The 23,281-nt window shown below is 73.0% G+C and carries 13 protein-coding genes; 4 read left to right on the top strand and 9 right to left on the bottom strand.

The annotated features are described in order from the left end of the window. The first annotated feature begins 436 nt into the window (after window positions 1-436). The 3 genes from CG736_RS22295 (at window position 437) to CG736_RS22285 (ending at window position 3,043) form a co-directional block, all read left to right on the top strand. On the top strand, window positions 437-1,078 hold the full coding sequence (locus CG736_RS22295; RefSeq protein ID WP_100587973.1) for a DUF6230 family protein: 642 nt from the start codon (window positions 437-439) through the stop codon (window positions 1,076-1,078). 145 nt (window positions 1,079-1,223) lie between these two features. Further along, the gene (locus CG736_RS22290; protein ID WP_100587972.1) at window positions 1,224-1,808 is read left to right on the top strand and encodes a DUF6114 domain-containing protein; all 585 of its coding nucleotides are present in this window, start codon (window positions 1,224-1,226) and stop codon (window positions 1,806-1,808) included. Then, on the top strand, window positions 1,805-3,043 hold the full coding sequence (locus tag CG736_RS22285; RefSeq protein ID WP_100587971.1) for a hypothetical protein: 1,239 nt from the start codon (window positions 1,805-1,807) through the stop codon (window positions 3,041-3,043). The genes CG736_RS22290 and CG736_RS22285 overlap by 4 nt, the downstream gene beginning before the upstream one ends. Window positions 3,044-3,115: 72 nt before the next feature. On the opposite strand, the gene pyk is transcribed toward CG736_RS22285, so the two are convergent. The 7 genes from pyk to CG736_RS22250 form a co-directional block, all read right to left on the bottom strand. Beyond that, on the bottom strand, window positions 3,116-4,546 hold the full coding sequence (gene pyk, locus CG736_RS22280; protein ID WP_100587970.1) for a pyruvate kinase: 1,431 nt from the start codon (window positions 4,544-4,546) through the stop codon (window positions 3,116-3,118). Between the two features lie 112 nt (window positions 4,547-4,658). Then, window positions 4,659-5,864, bottom strand: coding sequence for an acetate kinase (locus tag CG736_RS22275; protein ID WP_100587969.1), 1,206 nt, complete (start codon window positions 5,862-5,864; stop codon window positions 4,659-4,661). Next, window positions 5,861-7,990 (bottom strand): phosphate acetyltransferase, encoded by a 2,130-nt coding sequence (gene pta, locus CG736_RS22270; protein WP_100587968.1) that lies wholly within the window; start codon window positions 7,988-7,990, stop codon window positions 5,861-5,863. The genes CG736_RS22275 and pta overlap by 4 nt, the downstream gene beginning before the upstream one ends. A gap of 146 nt (window positions 7,991-8,136) precedes the next feature. Beyond that, a complete protein-coding gene (glgB, locus tag CG736_RS22265; protein WP_100587967.1) occupies window positions 8,137-10,563 on the bottom strand; it encodes a 1,4-alpha-glucan branching protein GlgB in 2,427 nt (808 codons plus the stop codon). A gap of 85 nt (window positions 10,564-10,648) precedes the next feature. Then, a complete protein-coding gene (locus tag CG736_RS22260; RefSeq protein WP_232734112.1) occupies window positions 10,649-12,136 on the bottom strand; it encodes a maltokinase in 1,488 nt (495 codons plus the stop codon). A 280-nt stretch (window positions 12,137-12,416) separates the two neighbouring features. After that, window positions 12,417-14,135 carry a maltose alpha-D-glucosyltransferase gene (gene treS / locus CG736_RS22255; protein WP_100587966.1) on the bottom strand — a complete coding sequence of 573 codons (1,719 nt, stop codon included), beginning with the start codon at window positions 14,133-14,135 and terminating at the stop codon, window positions 12,417-12,419. Next, window positions 14,132-16,087 carry an alpha-1,4-glucan--maltose-1-phosphate maltosyltransferase gene (locus tag CG736_RS22250; RefSeq protein WP_100588111.1) on the bottom strand — a complete coding sequence of 652 codons (1,956 nt, stop codon included), beginning with the start codon at window positions 16,085-16,087 and terminating at the stop codon, window positions 14,132-14,134. The genes treS and CG736_RS22250 overlap by 4 nt, the downstream gene beginning before the upstream one ends. Before the next feature lie 956 nt (window positions 16,088-17,043). Here CG736_RS22250 and glgP point away from each other — a divergent pair. Next, window positions 17,044-19,719, top strand: coding sequence for an alpha-glucan family phosphorylase (glgP, locus tag CG736_RS22245; RefSeq protein WP_100587965.1), 2,676 nt, complete (start codon window positions 17,044-17,046; stop codon window positions 19,717-19,719). 69 nt (window positions 19,720-19,788) lie between these two features. Here glgP and CG736_RS38995 read toward each other — a convergent pair whose 3' ends face one another. Both CG736_RS38995 and CG736_RS38990 read right to left on the bottom strand, forming a co-directional pair. Beyond that, a complete protein-coding gene (locus tag CG736_RS38995) occupies window positions 19,789-21,516 on the bottom strand; it encodes an ABC transporter ATP-binding protein (protein WP_100587964.1) in 1,728 nt (575 codons plus the stop codon). Next, window positions 21,513-23,231, bottom strand: a complete 1,719-nt coding sequence (locus CG736_RS38990; protein ID WP_100587963.1) for an ABC transporter ATP-binding protein — start codon at window positions 23,229-23,231, stop codon at window positions 21,513-21,515. The genes CG736_RS38995 and CG736_RS38990 overlap by 4 nt, the downstream gene beginning before the upstream one ends. Between the last annotated feature and the right edge of the window lie 50 nt (window positions 23,232-23,281).

Genomic DNA, 23,281 nt, shown 5'->3' with positions numbered 1-23,281 from the left:
TGACGGAGGAGGGGTGTTTCGTCTGCGTTTGCGGGGGTCACGGCTCCGACGGGCCGAGTCGTTCGTCACGCTGCGCAGTCGCGCCTTCGATCCCCTGAGCGAACGCGTTCACTGTTGGATTACCCGTCAGTAACGCACCCCTTGTGCTCCGCCCGGTATTCGAGCACGATCGGCGACGCCCGGTCCCTCCACTGCGAGGGTCCCCACCGGGTGAGGGCAGGGGGGTAACCGCAGATCCCACGCGGCGGTTCCTGGCCTCGGCGGTCGCGCATCCCGCGCGTTCGCACGGTTGTCGCTCGGGGTGATCGCCCATGCCGTCCCCACGGCGCCAGGCGCTCTCCGCTACCGAGGACGTAGCTCTCTCCCATTTCGGGTCGAACCGGGTGCGGGACGCACCGGAACGGCCGGAGATGTACGTCCTAGAAGGAGGACTCGCATGTCCACGTCTTACGGCAAGACCCGCTGGAAGCGCTTCGCCCTGGTGATGGTGCCCAGCGTCGCGGCCACCGCCGCGATCGGCGTCTCCCTGGCCAACTCGGCGCTCGCGGCCTCGTTCGCGGTCTCCGGCCAGCAGTTCAAGGTCACCGTCGACCAGCTGCACGGCGAGAACTTCTCGCAGTTCGGCGGCGTCGACATGCAGGCCGACGGCAAGACCGCGCACCCGGTCGCCATCTCGGCGTTCGACACCGCCCGGCTGCAGAACCTGTGCCAGTCGGTCGTCACCGACCTCGGCCCGCTCGGCAAGTGGACCCTGGTCCTCAAGGCCGGCAACAGCCCCGACGAGGCCAAGCAGGTTCACGCCCAGCAGCTGCTGATCGACATGAACCAGCTGAACGCCGACGCCGAGTTCCACAGCATCAACATCGGCCAGGACGCCGGCACCCTGCAGGGTTCGGCCATCGACAAGCTCAAGAACGACGGCGGCAAGGTGCCGACCGGCGCGCAGGGCTTCGCGCAGTCCGCCAAGTCCGCGGACCTGTCGAAGGTCCAGCAGACCGCCTGGGCCACCTCGGCGGGCACCTTCACGCTCCCGGGCCTGAACCTGAACATCACCCAGGGCGCCAACGAGTGCTACTAGTCCGCGACTGACGGCCCGTCAGGCGGGCCCGACCGTGGACCACCGGTCCGAGGGGGCGGCATCGCGCCGCTCCCTCGGGCCGCACCCCGGCGTACCCGGGGCCATCCGTATTTCCCCCTCGGACCCACCATCGAGGAGTCGCACCATGTCCAGCGCAACCGTCGAAGCCTGGCCCGAGGACCCGGCCGGCCTGGTCCGTCGAGGCCGGCGGGGGTTCCGCGCCTGGCGGCGCACCCGGCCGTTCTGGGGTGGCCTGCTGGCCGTGATCGCCGGCCTCCCGATCCTGTACTTCCCGTACGCCCACCTCAAGCTGGGCGGCCTGACCGTGGCGATGGCCACCACCGCCGGGGCCGGCTCGCTGCTGATCGGCCTCCTGATGATGGTGCTCGGCGTCACCGTCTGGTTCCAGCCGGTGGTGCGGGTGTTCTGCGGGGTGGCGACCACCATCCTGGCGCTGATCTCCATCCCGGTCTCCAACCTGGGCGGCTTCGGCATGGGCGCGATCCCGGGCCTGATCGCCGGCGGCCTGCTGGTCTCCTGGGCGCCGCTGCAGCCGCTCCCGGCCGCCGGGCCGGAGGCCGCCGAGACGGCGGCCGGGATGGCGGCCGGGATGGCCGCCGCACCCCAGGACGCCGCGCCGACCGCGCAGCTGCCCGCGCAGGCCGCGGCGGAGCAGCCGCTGGAGTACGGAGCCGCACCGACAGCGCACGCGGAGGGGGAGCAGCGGTGACCGACTCGGAGAAGCCGGCGGTTCCCGGTCCGCGGCACGCGGTGCCACGCGAGGGCGTGCGGTCCCGGCTGCGCGGGCGGGCGCTGGCGATCGCCGCCGTGCCGACCGCGCTGCTGGTCGGCGCCGCCTACGCGCCGACCCTGGCGGTGGCGGCCGACCCGCAGTCCGGGGCCTGCGCGAGCAGCCCGGACGCCGTGCTCAAGGAGACGCCCGTCCCGAAGAGCGAGATCGCGGTGCAGCCGGACTCCTCGGTGAGCCAGGCGATGGCCGCGCAGTCCGGGCAGGCGCCCGCGGGCAGTGCCGCCGCGGTGCCGGCGGTGTTCACCGGCTCGGCCGGCGTGCAGTCCGCCGCCCACGTGACGCCGAACGGCGCTCCGGCGGGCACCGGGGTGCAGCAGGCCGGGGCCATCGACGACTGGTGGAACAACCTGATCCACCCGGGCGCCGCCGCGACCGCCACCCCGTCGACCGCGCCGAAGGCCGCGTCCCCCGCGCCCACCGCCACCCCGAGCCCCACCGCGAAGCCGTCCGCCGCCCCGAGCCCCTCGGCGACCGGGCGGCCGGCCACCGGGGCGCCCGCCGCGCCGGACGCCCCGGCCGGGCCGTCGGAGCCGGCCGCCACCGGCACGAAGGCCCCGTCGAGCAAGGCGCCGAAGTCGTCCGCGTCCGCCTCGGCGTCGGCGTCGGCCGACCCGAACTGCCTGGTGAGCACCCGGGGCCTGGCGGCGAAGGCCGCGCCCAAGGGCCACGTGGTGCCGGACCAGAACTGGGTGCTGCACTCGACCCGGCTGGCGCTGCACGGCTCGGTGTTCAACGGCGTCTACGACGTCACCACGGAGAGCGGCACCAAGCGGGTGCTGAAGTTCACCACCGACAGCGTCGACATCGAGAACCTGGACATGTCGACCATCCAGATCCCGGGCCTCACCTTCCACGTGAAGAGCCGCGAGGGATCGACCTCCACCATGCGCAACGGCCCGATCACCATGTACGTGGAGAGCCTGTCCGGGCACCTGGCGGCGATCTACGGCCTGCCGATACCGATCGACCTGGGCGAGATCACACTGACCCCGGACACCCTGCCGAAGTGGCTGTGGGACCTGCTGGGCGCGGTGCCGATCCCGCTGGACCTGACGCTCACCGGCGCCAAGGCGGTGCAGGCCGGCCAGTTCGGCGGCGACCTGAAGATCCCGGGCATGCGGCTGTTCAACGACAAGGAGCCGTACGACGGCTGAGCCGTCGTCAGCTGCGAGGAAGGCCCCCGACGGCGAACCGTCGGGGGCCTTCTCGTGCGGGTGCCGCCGGTGTCAGCGGCCGCCGCGGGTGCCCAGGTGGTGGACCTGGACCATGTTGGTGGTGCCCGGGATGCCGACCGGCACGCCGGCGGTGACGATCACGGTGTCGCCCTCGGCGAGGCGGCCCAGCTTCAGCAGCTCGCGGTCGACCTGCTCGACCATCGCGTCCGTGGTGGCCACCTGCTCGGTGACGTACGCCTCGACGCCCCAGCTCAGCGAGAGCTGGTTGCGGGTGGCGACGTCCGGGGTGAAGGCGATCACCGGGATCGGCGAGCGGTAGCGGGACAGCCGGCGGGCGGTGTCGCCGGACTTGGTGAAGGCGATCAGGGCCTGGCCGTTGAGGAAGTCGCCCAGCTCGCACGCGGCGCGGGCGACCGAGCCGCCCTGGGTGCGCGGCTTGCGGCCCGGGTTGAGCGGCTGGAGGCCCTGCGAGAGCAGCTCCTCCTCGGCCTTCTCGGCGATCCTGCTCATGGTCTTGACGGTCTCGACCGGATACTTGCCGACGCTGGACTCGGCGGACAGCATCACGGCGTCCGCGCCGTCCAGGATTGCGTTGGCGACGTCGGAGACCTCGGCGCGGGTCGGGCGCGAGGCGTGGATCATCGACTCCATCATCTGGGTGGCGACGATCACCGGCTTGGCGTTCCGACGGGCCAGGGTGACCAGCTGCTTCTGGACCAGCGGCACCTTCTCCAGCGGGTACTCGACCGCCAGGTCGCCGCGGGCCACCATGATCGCGTCGAAGGCGAGGACGATCTCCTCCATCGCCTCGACGGCCTGCGGCTTCTCGATCTTGGCGATGACCGGCACACGAATGCCGACCTCGTCCATGACCTTGTGGACGTCGTCGATGTCCGCGGCGTTGCGGACGAACGACAGCGCGACCATGTCGACGCCCAGTCGCAGGGCGAAGCGCAGGTCGTCCTTGTCCTTCTCGGACAGCGCGGGCACGTTGACCGCCGCGCCGGGCAGGTTGATGCCCTTGTTGTTGGAGAGCACACCGCCCTCGACCACCACGGTCCGCACCCGCGGGCCGTCGACGCTGACGACCTCCAGGGCGATGACGCCGTCGTTGATCAGGATCGGGTCGCCGGGCTTCACGTCACCGGGCAGGCCCTTGTAGGTGGTGCCGCAGATGTACTGGTCACCGGGGACGTCCTCGGTGGTGATGGTGAACGTGTCGCCGTTGTCAACGGTCACCGGGCCGTTGGCGAAGGTCGCCAGACGGATCTTGGGGCCCTGCAGGTCGGCCAGCACGCCGATGGTGCGGCCGGTGTCCTCCGACACCTGGCGGACGCGGCGGTACCGGTCCTCGTGCTCGGCGTGGGAGCCGTGGCTCATGTTCAGTCGGGCGACGTTCATGCCCGCTTCGACGATGGCCTTCAGCTGTTCGTAGGAGTCCGTGGCGGGACCCAGGGTGCAGACAATTTTCGCTCGGCGCATATCCGTCAGTCTATCCGTTCGTGTTATCGATGCATTCGGCTCGAATCGTCAGATATCGCCAACGAACATTCCGAGGGATGGGATACTGACGGGTAGTCAGCCCGCGTCGGCCCTACACCTCGTGGACCAGCGCGAACGTCTGCTGGGCGATCTCCAGTTCCTCGTCGGTGGGCACCACGGCGACGGTCACCCGGCCGTAGGACGGCGAGATCACCCGGGCGTGGCGCGAACGCACCGCGTTCAGCTCCGGATCCACCGAAATTCCCAGCTCCTCCAGATTGGCACAGACCGCCGCCCGGACCTCCGCGGAGTTCTCGCCGACACCGGCGGTGAAGGCGACGGCGTCCACCCGGCCCAGCACCGCGTAGTAGCCGCCCAGGTAGCGGCGGATCCGGTGCACGTACGAGTCGAAGGCCAGCTTGGCGTCCTCGTCGCCGTCCTGGGCCCGGCGCACCACCTCGCGCATGTCGTTGTCGCCGCACAGGCCGAGCAGGCCGCTGCGGCGGTTCAGCAGGTCGTCGATCTGATCGACGGTCAGGCCGCCCACCCGGTGCAGGTGGAACACCAGGCCCGGGTCCACGTCACCGGAACGGGTGCCCATCACCAGGCCCTCCAGCGGCGTCAGGCCCATCGAGGTCTCCACGCACACCCCGCCGGCCACCGCCGACACCGACGCGCCGTTGCCCAGGTGCAGCACGATCACGTTCAGCTCGGCCGGGTCGCGGCCCAGCAGCCGGGCGGTCGCCCGGGAGACGTACTGGTGCGAGGTGCCGTGGAAGCCGTAGCGGCGCACCCGGTGCTCGTCGGCGGTCTTCCGGTCGATCGCGTACCGGGCCGCGTGCTCCGGCAGGGTGGCGTGGAAGGCGGTGTCGAACACCGCGACCTGCGGCAGGTCCGGGCGCATCGAGCGGGCCACCTCGATGCCGGTGATGTTCGCCGGGTTGTGCAGCGGCGCCACCGGGATCAGCCGGCGGATCTCCGCCACCACCGCGTCGTTGATCAGCGTCGGCCGGGTGAAGCGCAGACCGCCGTGCACCACCCGGTGGCCGATCGCCGCCAGCTCCGGCGAGTCCAGGCCCATCAGGTCCGCGGCCAGCTCGTCGGCGACCGCCCGCAGCGCCCCGTCGTGGTCGGCGAACCGCCGCACCGACTCGCGCGGCTCCCCGGTCAGCGGCAGGTGCAGCAGCCGGCCCTCGACCTCGCCGATCCGCTCCACCAGGCCGGACGCCAGCCGGGAGCCGTCCAGCATGTCGATCAGCTGGTACTTCACCGAGGACGACCCGGCGTTCAGCACCAGGACACGGGTACCGGTGGTCACTGCGCGCCTCCCTCGGCGGACTGGGTCTGGGACTGGATCGCGGTGATCGCCACGGTGTTGACGATGTCCTCGACCAGGGCGCCCCGGGACAGGTCGTTCACCGGCTTGTTCAGGCCCTGCAGCACCGGGCCGACCGCGATCGCGCCGGCCGACCGCTGCACCGCCTTGTAGGTGTTGTTGCCGGTGTTGAGGTCCGGGAAGACCAGCACGGTGGCCCGGCCCGCCACCGGCGAGCCCGGCAGCTTGGTCTGCGCGACGCGCGCGTCCACCGCCGCGTCGTACTGGATCGGCCCCTCCACCAGCAGGTCCGGGCGCAGCGCGCGGACCAGCTCGGTGGCCTTGCGGACCTTGTCCACGTCCGCGCCGGAGCCCGAGGTGCCGGTCGAGTACGACAGCATCGCCACCCGCGGCTCCACCCCGAACTGGGCGGCGGTCTCGGCGGACTGGACGGCGATGTCGGCCAGCTGCTGGGCGTCCGGGTCCGGGTTGACCGCGCAGTCGCCGTAGACCAGCACCTTGTCGGCCAGGCACATGAAGAACACCGAGGAGACGATCGACGCGTCCGGCGAGGTCTTGATCACCTCGAACGCCGGGCGGATGGTCGCCGCCGTCGAGTGCACCGCGCCGGAGACCATGCCGTCCGCGATGCCCTCCTGCACCATCAGGGTGCCGAAGTACGAGACGTCGGTGACCACGTCGAGCGCCCGCTCGACCGTCATGCCCTTGTGCGCCCGGGCCTTGGCGTACAGCTCGGCGAACTGCTGGCGCAGCGGGCTGGCCGCCGGGTCGACGATCCGCAGCCGGGAGCCGGAGTCGCCGGCCTGCGGGAACTCGATGCCGAGCGCGGCGGCCCGGCGGTGCACCGCCTCCGGCTCGCCGAGCAGGGTCAGGTCGCAGATGTTGCGGCGCAGCAGCACTTCGGCGGCGCGCAGCACCCGGTCCTCGGCGCCCTCGGGGAGCACGATGTGCCGGCGGTCGGCGCGGGCCCGTTCCAGCAGCGCGTGCTCGAACATCATCGGGGTCACCCGCTCGGAGCGGGTCAGCTCGATCCGGCTGGTCAACTCGGCGGTGTCGACGTGCAGTTCGAACAGGCCGAGGGCGATCTCGGCCTTGCGCGGGCTGTTCGGGCCGATCCGGCCCTCCAGGTGGGTGAGCGTCGTGGCGGTCAGCCAGGAACCCTCCTCGACCTCCGCCACCGGCGTGCCCGGGGCGAGCCGGGAGGCCAGCGCCATCACGTCCGGGCCCGGGTGCTGGCCGAGCGTGAGCAGCACGCCGGCGATCGGCGGGGAGCTCGCCGCGTGCGCCGCCAGCGCGCCGATCAGCAGGTCCGCCCGGTCGCCCGGGGTGACCACCAGGGCGCCGTCGGACAGCGCGTTCAGGAAGGTCGGCAGCATCGCGCCGCCGAACACGAACTTCCGCACGTCCCGGGACAGCCCGGCCGCGTCGCCGAGCAGCACCGTCGCGCCGGTCGCCTCGACCAGCTGCGCCACGGTCGGCGCGGCCAGCGACGGCTCCTCCGGGACGACGTACACCGGCACCGGGAGCTTCTCGGTCAGCGCCCGCTGCACCTGCTGCTTGACGCCCGGCGCCACCCGGTTGGCGATCATCGCCAGGATCGAGCAGCCCAGGTCGCGGTAGGCCCGGTGGGCGTTGCGGACCTCCGCGACCACGGCCTGCGGGTCGTCCTGCCGCCCGCCGACCACCGGGAGGACGGCCGCCCCGAACTCGTTCGCCAGCCGGGCGTTGAAGGCCAGCTCGTCCGGGATGTTCGTGTCCGAGTAGTCGGTGCCGAGCACCAGCACCGCCTGGCAGCGCCGCTCCAGCTGGTGGAACCGGTCGACCAGGACGGAGACCAGCTCGTCCTGGCCGCGGGCGGCCTGCAGGGCCGCCGCCTCGTCGTAGGTAAGCCCGTACAGCTCGGTGGTGGGCAGGTCCAGCCGGTAGCGGCTGCGCAGCAGCTCCACCACGTGGTCGGTGGCCGGCTGTCCGCCGTCCGAGGTGTGCACCAGCGGCCGGAACACCCCGACCCGGTCCACCTGACGGGTCAGCAGTTCCATGACCCCGAGTTCCACGACCTGTCGGCCGTCCCCCCGGTCGATCCCGGTCACGTACACGCTGCTCGCCACGGTGGAACTCTCCGTCCGTCTTTCTCAGGCTGCGGTCATCTTGACCATACCTTCGTACGACATTCGGACCGGGCTGCGGCACTGCCGTTAGGGCCGCCCGGGGGTGCCGGAAGTCCTCCGTGTCCGACCGACGGCGCGTCGGGCCGTCAACGGGCCGGACGGAGCCAGACGGTGGCCAGCGGCGGCAGCACCAGCTCCGCCGAACGGGGCTGGCCGTTCCACTGCGCGCCCTCCGCCTTCACCGGCAGGGAGTTGGCGATCCCGCTGCCGCCGTACCGCTCGGCGTCGGTGTTCAGCGCCTCCTCCCACAGCTGCTCGCCGCCCTCCAGCCGGGGCAGGCCGACCCGGAAGCCGTGCCGGACCACGGGGGAGAAGTTGCAGACCGCCACCAGCGGGCCGCCGTCGGCGGCGAACCGGACGAAGGAGAACACGTTGTCGTCGGCCGCGCCGCCGTCCAGCCAGCGGAACCCGGCCGGGACGGTGTCCTGCTCGTACAGCGCGGGGGTGTCCCGGTAGACCCGGTTCAGGTCGCCGACCAGCCGCTGCACGCCCCGGTGGTCGGCGTGCGCCTCCCACGCCTCGTCCAGCACCCACCACTGCGGGCCGCTCTCGTGCTCCCACTCCGCGCCCTGGGCGAACTCCTGCCCCATGAACAGCAGTTGCTTGCCCGGGTGGGCCCACATGAAGCCCAGGTAGGCGCGGTGGTTGGCGCGCTGCTGCCACCAGTCGCCGGGCATCTTGGAGACCAGCGCCTGCTTGCCGTGCACCACCTCGTCGTGCGAGATCGGCAGGATGTAGTTCTCCGAGTACGCGTAGACCATCGAGAAGGTCATCTCGTTGTGGTGGTACCTGCGGTGCACCGGCTCCTTGGACATGTAGACCAGCGAGTCGTGCATCCAGCCCATGTTCCACTTGAGGCCGAAGCCCAGGCCGCCGGTGTCGGTGGGCCGGGTGACGCCGTCCCAGGCGGTGGACTCCTCGGCGACGGTCAGCACGCCCGGGCAGCGCCGGTAGACGGTGGCGTTCATCTCCTGCAGGAAGGACGCCGCGTCCAGGTTCTCCCGGCCGCCGAACCGGTTGGGCGACCAGCCGCCGCCCTCGCGGGAGTAGTCGAGGTAGAGCATCGAGGCGACCGCGTCCACCCGCAGGCCGTCCACGTGGAACTCCTCGCACCAGTACACCGCGTTGGCGACCAGGAAGTTGCGCACCTCGGTGCGGCCGTAGTCGAACTCCAGCGTCCCCCAGTCCGGGTGCTCGGCGCGCTGCGGGTCGGCCGGCTCGTACAGCGGCTCGCCGTCGAAACGGGCCAGTGCGAAGTCGTCCTTCGGGAAGTGCGCGGGCACCCAGTCGACCAGCACGCCGATGCCGTGCCGGTGCAGGGTGTCGACCAGGTGGCGGAAGTCGTCGGGGGTGCCGAGCCGGGCCGTCGGGGCGTAGAAGCCGGACACCTGGTAGCCCCAGGAACCGCCGAACGGGTGCTCCATCACCGGCATGAACTCGACGTGGGTGAAGCCCAGTTCGGTCAGGTAGCCAGGCAGCGCCTCGGCGATCTGCCGGTAGGACGTCAGATCCGGCCGCCAGGAGGCGAGGTGCAGCTCGTAGACCGACATCGGGGCCCGGTGGTGGACGGTGCGCGCCCGCGCCGCCATCCACTCGGCGTCCTGCCACTCGTACCGGGAGACCGTCACCACCGAGGCGGTGTCCGGCGGGCACTGGGCGGCGCGGGCCAGCGGGTCGGCCTTCTCCACCATCCGGCCGGAGCGGGTCAGGATCTGGTACTTGTACTGCGCGCCCTCGCCGAGGCCCGGCACGAACAGCTCCCACACGCCGGACGAGCCCAGCGAGCGCATCGGGTGCGCGGTGCCGTTCCAGTGGTTGAACGAGCCGACCAGCCGCACCCCGACGGCGTTCGGCGCCCACACCGCGAACGAGGTGCCGGCCACCCCGTCCACGGTGCGCACGTGCGAGCCGAGCGCGTGCCACAGCTGCTCGTGCCGGCCCTCCGAGATCAGGTGCAGGTCCAGCTCGCCGAGCGTCGGGGCGAACCGGTAGCCGTCCTGCTGCTCCAGCGGCTCCCCGCCCGGGTACGTCACCTTCAGCGAGTAGGCGGGGAACTGCCGACCCGTCAGCAGGCCGGTGAACAGGCCCGCCTGCTGGTGCGTCAGCTCGGCCGGGCCGAGCGCGGTCTCCACCACCACCCGCTCGGCGAACGGGCGCAGCACCCGGATCGCGGTGCCCGTCGGCAGCGCGTGCGCCCCCAGCAGGGCGTGCGGGTCGTGGTGCGCGCCGGACACCAGGCGCTCCACCTCGCCGGGCGGCAGCGGCGCCTCCGGCAGGCGCAGCGCCGAGCCCGGAGCGGGCCGGGCGGGCGCCGGACGGGACTTCGTCGGGCGTTCGGCCCTTCGGGGAGCGGCCGCCGCCGGGCTCTCCGGCGCCGCGCCGGCCGGCCGCGCGGGCTTCGTCGGGGACTGCCGGCCGGCCCCCCTGCCGTGCTCGCCGTTCCGGAAGGTGGCCGGGACAGCCGGTTGGCGGTCGGCCGGCAGGGACGGGTCGAGCGGACCGAGCGGGGTCACGGCGGAGGCCTCCTGGATTCCTGCGAACGGGTCGGGGTTACTGCCGGGAGAGCGGACCGCCCGGCCGGGGAGGCCGGGCGGACTGTCAGGCGGAGTCGGCCAGCCGGTTGATCGCGGCCAGCGGGATCGGCAGCCAGCTCGGCCGGTGCCGTGCCTCGTACACCACCTCGTACACGGCCTTGTCGATCTCCAGCGCGCGCATCAGCTCCGGGGACGCGGACGGATCGGCGCCGCCGCCCGCGGTGTACCCGGCGCAGTACGCGGCCCGGTTGCGGACCGCCCAGGCGGCGGCCAGGTGGGCCAGTTCCGGGTCCTGGGCGGGGGCGCCGGCCAGCAGGTGGGCGGCCGCGTAGTCGAAGGAGCGGAGCATCGCGGCGACGTCCCGCAGCGCGGGCTGCGGCAGGCGGCGCTCGGCCAGCGGCTTGGCCGGCTCGCCCTCGAAGTCCAGCAGCACCCAGCCCTGCGGGGTGCGCATCGCCTGGCCCAGGTGCAGGTCGCCGTGGATGCGCTGGACCAGCAGCCCGTCCAGGTGGGCGGCCGTCAGCTGCTGGAAGGCGGAGCGCAGCGCGGAGCGGTAGCGCAGCAGGCCGGGCACCGCGGTGACCGCGGCGTCCAGCCGGTCGGCCATCGCGCCCGCCAGCTCCGCGATCCGCGGCCGGTCCAGCCGGGTGGTGGGCATCGAGCGGGCCAGCACCCGGTGCACCTCGGCGGTGGCCCGGCCCAGCCGGTGCGCCTCGATCGCGAAGTTGCCCGGCGACGGGTCGCCCTTCAGCCGGGCGACCTGGTCGAGCGCCAGCTCCCAGCCGTCCTCGGCGTCCGGCAGGTAGCGCTGCAGCAGGCCCAGGGTGGCGGGCTCGGAGCGCTCCAGCCGGCACTCGAACCAGGCGGCGACCCGGGGGATGCGGGTCGAGCCGGCCCGGGACAGCGCCAGCGACAGTTCCAGGTCGGGGTTGGTCCCGGGACTGATCCGGCGGAACAGCTTCAGGATGAACGCGGTGTCGTAGATCACCGAGGAGTTGGACTGCTCGGCGGTGGACGCCCGTCCCGGGATGTTGCCGGGCAGGCCCGGGCCCGGGGTGCGGCGGAACGACAGCGAACCGAACCGGTCGCCGGTGGCCAGGTGCTCCAGCAGCCGGCCCGTCAGCTCCGGGTCGTGCACCGCGTCGTAGAGCGTCGCGCCGTCGTAGGTGCCGCCCGCCAGTCGGCCCAGCACCGCCCGCTGCCCGACCGCCGCGGGCCGCTCCGAGCGGATGCCCAGCAGCAGCTGGTAGACGTCGCCGGGGCCGGCGGCCGCCCCGCCGTGCTCCACCCGCAGCAGCAGGTGCAGCAGCGCCGGGTCGCCGACCTGGAGCGGCGTGCCGATCACCGGGACCAGGGCGGCGATCGGCCGGCCCTTGCCGGCGTACCAGCGCTGGGTGGGAAGCCATTCGGCGATCAGCGGCAGGGCCGCCTGGACCAGCTCGCTGACTCCCGCGGCGGTTCTCCGGGCCCCCGGCGCCCGCGTGCCGACCGGCCCGGGGGCGGCGGACGGATCACGGTGCAGGTGGGCTTGAGAACGGGAGGTTTCGGACATGACTCCCTTTCCCCGGAAGCGGGCGGCTGCCCGACGGGTCGTGGCCGGGCCCTTCACTCTTCCGGATTTCGACGGCGCGGCGGCGACGGCACGCGAGCCGCTGGCTCGGTGTCACGCCTTCGTGTGGATGGCCGTTGGGCTGTTCTCCGTACGCGGTGGTGCGAAGACCTCCGGGGGCGCGCGGAACAACTCGCGCGCCCGCGGAACGGGTGTCCCGATCGGGGCCTGTCGGGGCCTGGGGATCGTTCGGTGAACGAGCGTGGCGCAGTGGCCCCCGCCGCTACTTCGCCCCGGACGCCTTCGCCGGGGACTGGCGCAGCTGGAACCAGTAGAAGCCGTGGCCGGCCAGCGTCAACAGGTACGGCCACTCGCCGATGGTGGGGAACCGCACGCCGCCGATCAGCTCGACCGGGTACCGCCCCCCGTACTGCCGCAGGTCCAGTTCGGTCGGCTGCGCGAACCGCGAGAAGTTGTTCACGCACATGACCAGGTCGCCCTCGTACTCGCGCACGAAGGCCAGCACCGCGGGGTTGCTGGAGGGCAGCTCCGTGTAGCCGCCGAGGCCGAACGCGGGGTTGAGCTTGCGAATCTCGATCATGCGACGCGTCCAGTGCAGCAGCGAACTCGAACTGCTTTGCTGCGCCTCGACGTTGGTCACCTGAAAGCCGTACACCGGGTCCATGATGGGCGGCAGACTGAGCCTGCCCGGGTCGGCGGACGAGAAACCCGCATTGCGGTCCGGCGTCCACTGCATCGGGGTGCGTACGCCGTCCCGGTCGCCGAGCCAGATGTTGTCGCCCATGCCGATCTCGTCGCCGTAGTACAGCACCGGGCTGCCGGGCAGCGAGAGCAGCAGCGCGGTGAACAGCTCGACCTGGTTGCGGTCGTTCTCCAGCAGCGGGGAGAGCCGGCGGCGGATGCCCACGTTGGCCCGCATCCGCGGGTCCTTCGCGTACTCCGCGTACATGTAGTCGCGCTCCTCGTCGGTGACCATCTCCAGGGTCAGCTCGTCGTGGTTGCGCAGGAAGATCCCCCACTGGCAGCCGGAGGGGATCGCCGGGGTCTTCGCGAGGATCTCGGAGACCGGGTAGCGGGACTCCCGGCGGACCGCCATGAAGATCCGCGGCATCACCGGGAAGTGGAACGCCATGTGGCACTCGTCGCCGCCGGAGCCGAAGTCGCCGAAGTAGTCGACCACGTCCTCCGGCCACTGGTTGGCCTCCGCCAGCAGCACGGTGTCCGGGTAGTTGGCGTCGATCTCCTTGCGGACCCGGCGCAGGAAGTCGTGCGTCTCCGGCAGGTTCTCGCAGTTGGTGCCCTCGCGGGCGTACAGGTACGGCACCGCGTCCAGCCGGAAGCCGTCGATGCCGAGGTCCAGCCAGAACCGCAGGGCCGCCATCACCTCCTCCTGCACCCGCGGATTGTCGTAGTTCAGATCCGGCTGGTGGCTGAAGAAACGATGCCAGTAGTACTGCTTGCGGACCGGGTCGTACGTCCAGTTGGAGGTCTCGGTGTCGACGAAGATGATCCGTGCGTCCGGGTACTGCTTGTCGTCGTCGGCCCACATGTAGAAGTCGCCGTACGGGCCGTCCGGGTCGCTGCGGGAGGCCTGGAACCACGCGTGCTGGTCGCTGGTGTGGTTCACCACGAAGTCGATGATCACCCGCATGCCGCGGGCGTGGGCCGCGTCGACGAACTCCACGAAGTCGGCCAGGTTGCCGAACTCCGGGAGCACCGACTGGTAGTCCGAGACGTCGTAACCGCCGTCCCGCAGCGGGGAGTTCATGAACGGGGGCAGCCAGAGGCAGTCCACACCCAGCCACTGGAGGTAGTCGAGCCGCGAGGTGAGCCCCTTGAGGTCTCCGACGCCGTCGCCGTTGCTGTCCTGGAACGAACGCACCAGGACCTCGTAGAAGACCGCGCGTTTGAACCACTCGGGGTCGCGGTCCCGGGCGGGGGTGTCGGCGAAGGTGTCGGGGACGGGCTCGTTGACTGTCACTGCGGGTTCCTCCGAACCGTGAGGAGGTGGGCCGGCCCGGTAGAGGGATCGAGCCGGACGTAGTTGTGACGGCCCCAGGCGTACGTCGCGCCGGTCAGCTCGTCGTGCACCGTCAGCGGCCCCGGCACGTCGAGCGTGACGGTGGCCTCCTGGACGTGGTGCGGGTCCAGGTTGACCACGCAGATCACCCGGTCCTCCAGGCCGTCCTCGGTGACGGCGCTCTTCGAGAACGCGATGATCCGCTCGTTGTCGACGGGGTGGAAGCGCAGGTCCCGCAGCTGCTGCAGCGCGGGATGCCGGCGGCGCAGCCGGTTCAGGGCGGTCAGCAGCGGTGCGAGGGAGTCCGGCCTGGTCCAGTCGCGCGGCCGCAGCTCGTACTTCTCCGAGTGCAGGTACTCCTCCGAACCGGGCTTCGCGGGCTCGTTCTCGAACAGCTCGAACCCGGCGTACACCCCGAAGGTCGGCGACAGCGCCGCCGCCAGCACCGCCCGCACCGCGAACGCCGCCGGGCCGCCGGTCTGCAGGTACTCGGGCAGGATGTCCGGGGTGTTGGCGAAGAAGTTCGGCCGCATCCAGGCGGCGGCCTCACCGGTCAGCCCGGCCAGGTACTCCGTCAGCTCGGCCTTGGTGTCGCGCCAGGTGAAGTACGTGTAGGACTGGTGGAAGCCGACCTTGGCCAGCGTGTGCATCATCGCCGGGCGGGTGAACGCCTCCGCCAGGAACAGCACGTCCGGGTCGGTGCGGGCGATGTCCGCGAGCACTTTCTCCCAGAAGTTCACCGGCTTGGTGTGCGGGTTGTCGACCCGGAAGATCCGCACCCCGTGGCCCATCCAGAACCGCAGGATCCGCACCGTCTCGCGGACGATCCCGTCGAAGTCCTGGTCGAAGTTGACGGGGTAGATGTCCTGGTACTTCTTCGGCGGGTTCTCGGCGTACGCGATCGTGCCGTCCGCGCGGTGGCTGAACCACTCCGGGTGCTTGTGCACCCACGGGTGGTCCGGCGAGCACTGGAGCGCGAAGTCCAGCGCCACCTCCAGGCCCAGCGCACCGGCCTCCGCGACGAAGTGGTCGAAGTCCTCCAGGGTGCCCAGGTCCGGGTGGACGGCGTCGTGGCCGCCCTCCGGGGAGCCGATCGCCCACGGCGAGCCGACGTCCTGCGGACCGGCCTCCAGGGAGTTGTCCGGGCCCTTGCGGTGGGCCCGGCCGATCGGGTGGATCGGCGGCAGGTAGACCACGTCGAAGCCCATCGCGGCCACCGCGGGCAGCCGCTCGGCGGCCGTCCGGAAGGTGCCGGAGACCGGCGGCTCCACCCCGTTCGGGTCGACCACCGCGCCCTCCGAGCGCGGGAAGAACTCGTACCAGGCGCCGAACAGCGCCCGCTTGCGGTCCACCTGGAGCGGCTGCGGGCGGGTCGCCGAGAGCAGCTCGCGCAGCGGGAAGCGGTCCAGCAGCGACGTCACCTCCGGCACCAGCGCCGCCGCGTAGCGGCTCAGCGGCGGCAGGCCGGAGTCGCGCAGCGCGTCCACCGCGGCCAGCACCTGGGCCCGGCCCTCCTTCTTCGGCACCCCGGCCGCCGCCCGCTCCAGCAGCAGGGCGCCCTCCTCCAGCACCAGCGCGGTGTCGATCCCGGCCGGCAGCTTCACCGCCGCGTGCCTGCGCCAGGTCGCCACCGGGTCGCCCCACGCCTCCACCAGGTACGACCAGCGGCCCGGCGCGGTCGGCGTCACGTACGCGCCCCAGCGGTCGCTGCCCTCGGACAGCTCGCGCATCGGCGTCCACGGTCCGGACCGGCCGCGCGGGTCGCGCAGCACCACATTGGCCCCCACCGCGTCGTGGCCCTCGCGGAACACCGTGGCGGAGACCAGGAAGCGTTCGCCCTCCACGGCCTTGGCCGGACGCCGGCCGGCGTCGACGAGCGGGGTCACGTCAAGCACGGGGATGCGGCCGATCACGGTGTCGCTCTCTGTTCTGGTGCGGGTGGGGCGGGTCGGGGATTTGTGCGGGGACGACGTGCCGCCGGCGGCGGGCGCGGCGGGTGCGGAGGTAGCCGAGGGGGCGCCGGAGGGCGGGGCCGCGGCGGACCTGACGGTGGTGGTCCGTTTCGACGCGGCCTTGCGCGGGGTGCTCGCGCGTTTGTCGGCCGGTGCGGCCGCCCGCCTGCGGGCCGCCGCGGTGCGCGGGGCCGGCACCGGGGGCTCCCCGGTCGACGGTCCGTCAGGGGTGTGGTCCGTCGGTACCGTGGACTGGTCCCGCGTGTCGCCGTGCATGCCAAGCTCCTGCCCGAGATCGGCGGCAGCTCTGCCCGGCGGACGACGCCGGGAGAGTACCGGGAGGACTACTGGGTGAGGAAGGACGTGCGGCCCGGGCCGGCCCCGCGCCGACGGACCCGGACACCTCGCCCGCCGACCGCCGCAGCGGGACCCGCCGCGCCGAACGCACGTGTCCCGGCGCGCGTCGCCCGGTGCGCGCCCCCGCGTGACCCAGCCCACCGGAAAACGACCGGTCGGGGAACGAGGACACGCAAAGACACGCCTACTGGGGCCGAATGGGCTAAGGAGTGTGGTGGCACGTCAAAACCGGACCTGCACCGGCCGGAGGCAGCGGTGGGACGACCGTCCGATCGTGCACCAGCGGCACCCACGACCTTGTTGCATCCTCGCACCGCGGGCAAGAGGTACGGCCGGGTAGGCACGCGGTTTCAGCCGGTATGCAGCGCCGAAACAGGCCCCCGCAACACCTCCGTTCCCAGGAGTTCACACCCGACGGCGCGTGTTTTACCTGCCTGCGCCTGTCGTGCGCCGGGATTTGCCACCACGCGCCCGGAACGATCTCAACGCTGCTCCGAACGGGTGCAGCGACCGCAAGTTGACGCCCCGTCAGGCGTACGGGCGGGGCTACGCTTCAAGCCGTGAAGGCAATCCGCAGGTTCACCGTCCGCACCGTCCTGCCCGAACAACTGCAGCCACTGCACGAGCTCGCGCTGAACCTCCGCTGGTCCTGGCACCCCGAGACCAGAGAGCTGTTCCGCTCCGTCGACCCGGACGTCTGGGCCGCCGTCGGGGAGGACCCGGTCCGACTGCTGGGCGAAGTCCCCGCGGCCCGACTGGCCGCGCTGGCCGGCGACCGGCGGTTCCTGCGCCGGCTCGGCGACCTCGCCGACGACCTGCGCGACTACCTCACCGGCCCGCGCTGGTACCAGAGCGCCGCCGACCCCGAGAGCGGCCTGCCCGCCGGCATCGCCTACTTCTCGCCCGAGTACGGCATCGCCGCCGCCCTCCCGCAGTACTCCGGCGGCCTCGGCATCCTGGCCGGGGACCACCTCAAGGCCGCCTCCGACCTCGGCGTCCCGATCATCGGCGTCGGACTCTTCTACCGGCACGGCTACTTCCGCCAGTCGCTCAGCCGGGACGGCTGGCAGCAGGAGCGCTACCCCCTGCTCGACCCCGACGCGCTCGCCGTCACCCTGCTCCGCGAGAGCGACGGCGCCCCCTGCCGGATCGACCTCGCCCTGCCCGGCGGCCGCACCCTCGCCGCCCAGGTCTGGCGCGCCCAGGTCGGCCGCGTCCCGCTGCTGCTGCTCGACTCCGACATCGAGGCCAACAGCCCCGCCGAGCGCGACGTCACCGACCGCCTCTACGGCGGCGGCAGCGAACACCGGCTGCTGCAGGAAATACTGCTCGGCATCGGCGGCGTCCGCGCCGTCCGCACCTACGCCCGACTCACCGGCCACCCCGAACCCGAGGTGTTCCACACCAACGAGGGCCACGCCGGCTTCCTCGGCCTGGAACGGATCGCCGAACTCACCACCGCCCACCCCGGCCTCGGCTTCGCCGACGCGCTGGAGGCCGTCCGGGCCGGCACCGTGTTCACCACCCACACGCCCGTCCCCGCCGGCATCGACCGCTTCGACCGCGACCTGGTCGCCCGCCACTTCGGCGGCGACGCCGCACTGCCGGGCGTCCCGGTCGACCAGGTGCTCGCGCTCGGCGCCGAGAGCTGGGCCGGCGGCGACCCCAAGCTGTTCAACATGGCCGCCATGGGCCTGCGGCTCGCCCAGCGCGCCAACGGCGTCTCCACCCTGCACGGCGCCGTCAGCCGGGAGATGTTCCGCGGCCTGTGGCCCGGCTTCGACGCGCCCGAGGTCCCCATCACCTCGATCACCAACGGCGTGCACGCCCCCACCTGGATCGACCCCGCCGTGGTCCGCCTCGGCGCCACCGAGATCGGCCAGGAACGCGCCGAGGAAGCCATGGCCGTCGGCACCGCCGGCCAGTGGACCGGACTGGAGCGGATCGGCAACGCCGAGGTCTGGGAACTGCGCCGCACCCTGCGCGCCCAACTCGTCGACGAGGCCCGCCGGCGACTGCGCGCCTCCTGGCAGCAGCGCGGCGCCGGCGCCGCCGAACTCGGCTGGACCGGCGCCGTCCTCGACCCGGACGTCCTCACCATCGGCTTCGCCCGACGCGTCCCGTCCTACAAGCGGCTCACCCTGATGCTCCGCGACCCCGCCCGGCTCCGGGCCCTGCTGCTGCACCCCGAACGGCCCGTGCAGATCGTCGTCGCCGGCAAGGCGCACCCCGCCGACGACGGCGGCAAACGACTCATCCAGCAACTCGTCGCCTTCGCCGACGACCCCGCCGTGCGCCACCGCATCGTCTTCCTGCCCGACTACGACATGGCGATGGCCAAGGCCCTCTACCCCGGCTGCGACGTCTGGCTGAACAACCCGCTCCGCCCCCTGGAGGCCTGCGGCACCTCCGGCATGAAGGCCGCGCTGAACGGCTGCCTCAACCTGTCCATCCTCGACGGCTGGTGGGACGAGTGGTACGACGGCCAGAACGGCTGGGCCATCCCCACCGCCGACGGCGGCACCGGCGAGGGCGTCCTCGACCCGGAGAGCAAGGAGGCCGAACGGCGCGACGACATCGAAGCCGCCGCCCTCTACGACCTGATCGAACACCAGGTCGCCGCCCGCTTCTACGACCGCGCCGCGGACGGGCTGCCGCACCGCTGGATCTCGATGGTCCGGCACACCCTGGTCACCCTGGGGCCCAAGGTGCTCGCCGGACGGATGGTCCGCGAGTACGTCGAACGGCTCTACGTCCCCGCCGCGACGGCCCGCCGGCGGCTGACGGGCGGGGCCGGCGACTACGCCGGCGCGAAGGACCTCGCCGCCTGGAAGGCCACCGTCCGCGACGCCTGGCCCTCCGTACGGGTGGAGCACGTCGAGGCGGACGGCGTCGGCGAGGCCCAGGAACTCGGCGTGACACTCGCCCTCCGGGTCCAGGTCGCCCTCGGACGCCTCGGCCCGGACGACGTCGAAGTACAGGTCGTCGCGGGCCGGGTCGACGAGAGCGACCGGATCTCCGAGGCGACGACGCTGGCGCTGAAGCCCGCCGTCGGCGGCCCCGACCTGGACGGACGCCTCCGCTACGAGGGACACCTGGAGCTGTCGCGAACGGGCCCGTTCGGGTACACGGTGCGCGTGCTTCCCGCCCATCCGCGACTCGCCTCGATCGCGGAGCTGGGCCTGTTGGCGGTGCCGGTGGAACTGGGAGGTCTGGAGGCGGGCGTGCTCAGGTAAGGCAGGCGAAGGGGGACAGACCAGGGGCTCGGGGGCCCCTGGTTCCGCACTCGTCAGCGCCTGGGCGTTCTATCCCTGCCAGGAGTGCCAGAGCTTCGCGTACGGGCCGTCCGTGGTGACGAGGGTTTCGTGGGGGCCGAGGTCGGTCAAGTGGCCCTGGGTGAGGACGGCCACGCGGTCGGCGTCGTGGGCGGTGTGGAGGCGGTGGGCGATGGCGATGACGGTGCGGCCGGTGAGGGTGGCGGCGAGGGCGCGTTCGGTGTTGCGGGCGGCGGTGGGGTCGAGGAGGGCGGTGGCCTCGTCGAGGATCAAGGTGTGGGGGTCGGCCAGGATGACGCGGGCGAGGGCGAGTTGCTGGGCCTGGGCGCCGTTGAGGCGGTGGGCGGGGCCGAGGTCGGTGTCGAGGCCGTGGGGCAGGACGTGGTGCCAGCCGACGGCGTCGAGTGCGGCGGTGAGGGTGGGGTCGTCGGCGTCGGGGGCGGCTATCCGCAGGTTGTCGCGGAGGGTGCCGAGGAAGACGTGGTGCTCCTGGGTGACCAGGACGACCTGACGGCGCAGCCGTTCGGGGGAGAGGTCGGCGAGCGGGACGCCGCCGACGGTGACGGTGCCGGTGCGGGGCCGGTCGATGCCGGCCAGCAGGCGGCCCAGGGTGGTCTTGCCGGAGCCGGACGGGCCGACCACGGCGAGGCGTTCGCCGGGGCGCAGGTCGAGGTCGAGGCCGTGCAGCACGTCGGGCCCGTCGGGGTAGGCGTAGCGGACGTCGGTGACCCGGATCCGGTCGTCGGCGGGTTCGCGGTCGGCGGTCGGGGCGGCCGCCGCCGCGGGGGTGGCGGCGAGGCCCTCGACCCGGGCGTACGCGGCGGTGCTGCTCTGGACGGATTCGAGCAGGACCACGATGGTGTCCAGCGGTTCCTCGATGCGCCGCAGGTACAGGACGGCGGCCACGGCCGCGCCGAGGGTGACGATGTGGTGGGCGACCAGGACGGCGCCGAGCGGGAGGACCAGGACGACGGGCAGGGTGTAGGAGAGGTTGATGACGGCGAAGAAGCGCAGCCGCAGGTGCAGGGTGCGCAGCCGGGCGCGGTTGGCGGCGTCGACGGCCCGGTGGCCGGCGTCGAGGCGCTGCTGCCGGAGGCCGAGGGCGTCGATGGTGCGGGCGCCGTTCGCGGTGGCGGAGAGGGTTTCGGCGAGGCCGGCGTTGGCGGCCCGGTCGGCGAGGTAGGCGGGGCGGGCGCGGCGCAGGTACCAGCGGGCGCCGAGGGCGACGCCGACGACGCCGAGCAGGCCGCAACCGCCCAGCAGGGGGCTGACGGTGAGGATCGCGCCGAGGATGAACAGGGACTGGGCGGCGGCCACGAAGAGTTCGGGGGCGGCGTCCCGGAGGGTCTCGCCGACGGCGGTGGCGTCGGTGGTGCCGCGGGAGGTGAGGTCGCCGGTGCCGGTGCGCTCGGCGGTGGCGGCGGGCAGGGCGAGGATCCGGTCGAGGAGCTGTTCGCGGACCCGGGCGGCGGCCCGTTCGCCGAACCGGTGTGCCAGGTAGCGGGCCTGGCGGTTGGTCAGGAGCTGGGCGGCGGCGCAGCCGAGCAGCAGCAGGCCGAGGCGGTCGATGTCGGCGGTGGCGGCGCCGTCGGTGACCCGGTCGATGATCCGGCCGAGCAGCCAGGGTCCGGCCAGGCCGAGCAGGGCGGCGAGGCCGTTGAGGGCGAGGACGGCGGCGAAGGCCCGGCCGTCCTCGCGGACCAGCCGGGTGGCGGCCTGCCGGACCTGGCGGGCGGTGGCGATCGGCAGGGTGCTCATCGGGCCACCTCGGAGGGGGAGTCGGGGCCGCGGGTGACCAGGGCCCGGTAGCCGGGCTGGGTGCGGAGCAGCTCCCGGTGGGTGCCGCTGGCGGCGACCTTGCCGTCCACCAGGTAGTGCACGGTGTCGGCCTGGTCGAGCAGCAGGGGGGAGGTGCTGGTGAGGGCGGTGGTGCGCCCGGTGCGGGCGGCGCGCAGTCCGGCGGCCATCGCGGCCTCGGTGTGGGCGTCCACCGCGGAGGTCGGTTCGACGGCCAGCAGGACGTCCGGTTCGGCGGTCAACGCGCGGGCCAGGCGCAGGCGTTGGCGTTGCCCGCCGGACAGGTTGCGGCCGTCGGCGGCGATCGGGGCGTCGAGCCGGCCGCCGAGCGAGCCGAGCACGTCGAGGGCGGCGGCGGCCTCCAGCGCGGCGCGCACGGTGCCGTCGGGGGCGTCGGTGCGGCCGCGGACGGTGTCGCGCAGGGTGCCGGTGAACAGCGTCGCCTCGTTCTCGGCGAGGGTGATCCGGGAGCGGACCTCGGCGAGCGGCAGGTCGGCGAGCGGGGCGTCGCCCCAGTCGGCGGTGGTGGGGGTGAGCCGGGCGAGGCGTTCGGCGACGGCGGCGGTGTCGGCGGGGCGGGCCGCGGCGAGCACCGTCAGCTCGCCGGGGGCGAGTCGGACGCCCGACTCGTGGTCGATCAACTCGGCAGGGGCGGACGGGAATCGGGCGGTTCCCAGGTCCGGGTCGGGGGCCAGGGCGAGGAAGTCGGTGACCCGGCGGGCGCAGACCAGGGCGCGGCCGATGTCCTGGCTGTTCTCGATCAGGAAGTACACCGGGCCCACCAGGACGGCGGCGTAGCCGAACGCGGCCGCCAGCTGACCGGGCGTCAACTGGCCTTCGGCGGCGAGCCGGGCGCCGAGCCAGGTGACGGCGGCCAGCAGCAGCACCGGCAGGCCGCCGCCGAGTGCCTGGATCCAGCTGACGGCCGCGCCGACCCGGTAGCCCTCGGCGCGCAGCGCCTGGGAGTCGGCCCGGTAGCGGGCCGCGTACACGTCCTTGCCGCCGAGGCCGTTCAGCACCCGGAGCCCGCCCGCGAGGTCCTCGAACCGGGCGGTCAGTCGCCCCTGGTGGTCGCGGAAGCGGCTCTCGGCGGTCTGCTGACGGGCGATCAGGGGGCGGAGGGTCAGGGCGAGGAAGGGCAGTCCGAGCAGGACGGCCAGGGCCAGCAGCGGGGAGAGGGTGAGCAGGATCGCGGCGACCGTCAGGTAGCAGACCACCGCGCCCACACCGGGGCCGACGAAGGTGAGCGCGAGGGCGATCCGGGACACGTCGGAGATGCCGATGGTGACCACCTCGCCGGCCGAGACCTGGCGGGGCAGCGCCGCGCCGAGCCGCACGCTGTGCCGCAGCACCACGCCGATGGTGCGGAAGGACGCGTCGTTGCGGATCAGCGTCATGGTGCGGTGCCGGCACCAGGCCAGCACCAGGTTCAGCAGCCCGAAGCCGAGCATCGCGGCCGACCAGCCGAGCACCGTCCCCAGGCGGCCCGGTCGCAGTCCGTCGTCGACGGCGCGGGAGAGCAGGTAGGGCTGGACGGTCAGGCCGAGCATCCAGGCGGTGCCGAAGAAGGTGCCGGCCAGCGAGCGGCGGCGCTGGCTGAGTACCAGCCACCACAGGAAGCGGAGCGGGCTGCGGGCGTCTGGGGGGCCGGCTCGGCCGGCGGTCGGGTCGTCCACGGGCCGAGGCTAGTGGCGGCGGCCGGAGCGGGTCGATCGATTTCGGGCCC

It is taken from the genome of Kitasatospora sp. CB02891 (assembly GCF_002803145.1).
GTDB classification, from domain to species: domain Bacteria; phylum Actinomycetota; class Actinomycetes; order Streptomycetales; family Streptomycetaceae; genus Kitasatospora; species Kitasatospora griseola.
Note: the sequence above shows the minus strand (reverse complement) of the source record. Positions and strands in the feature narration are given on the sequence as shown.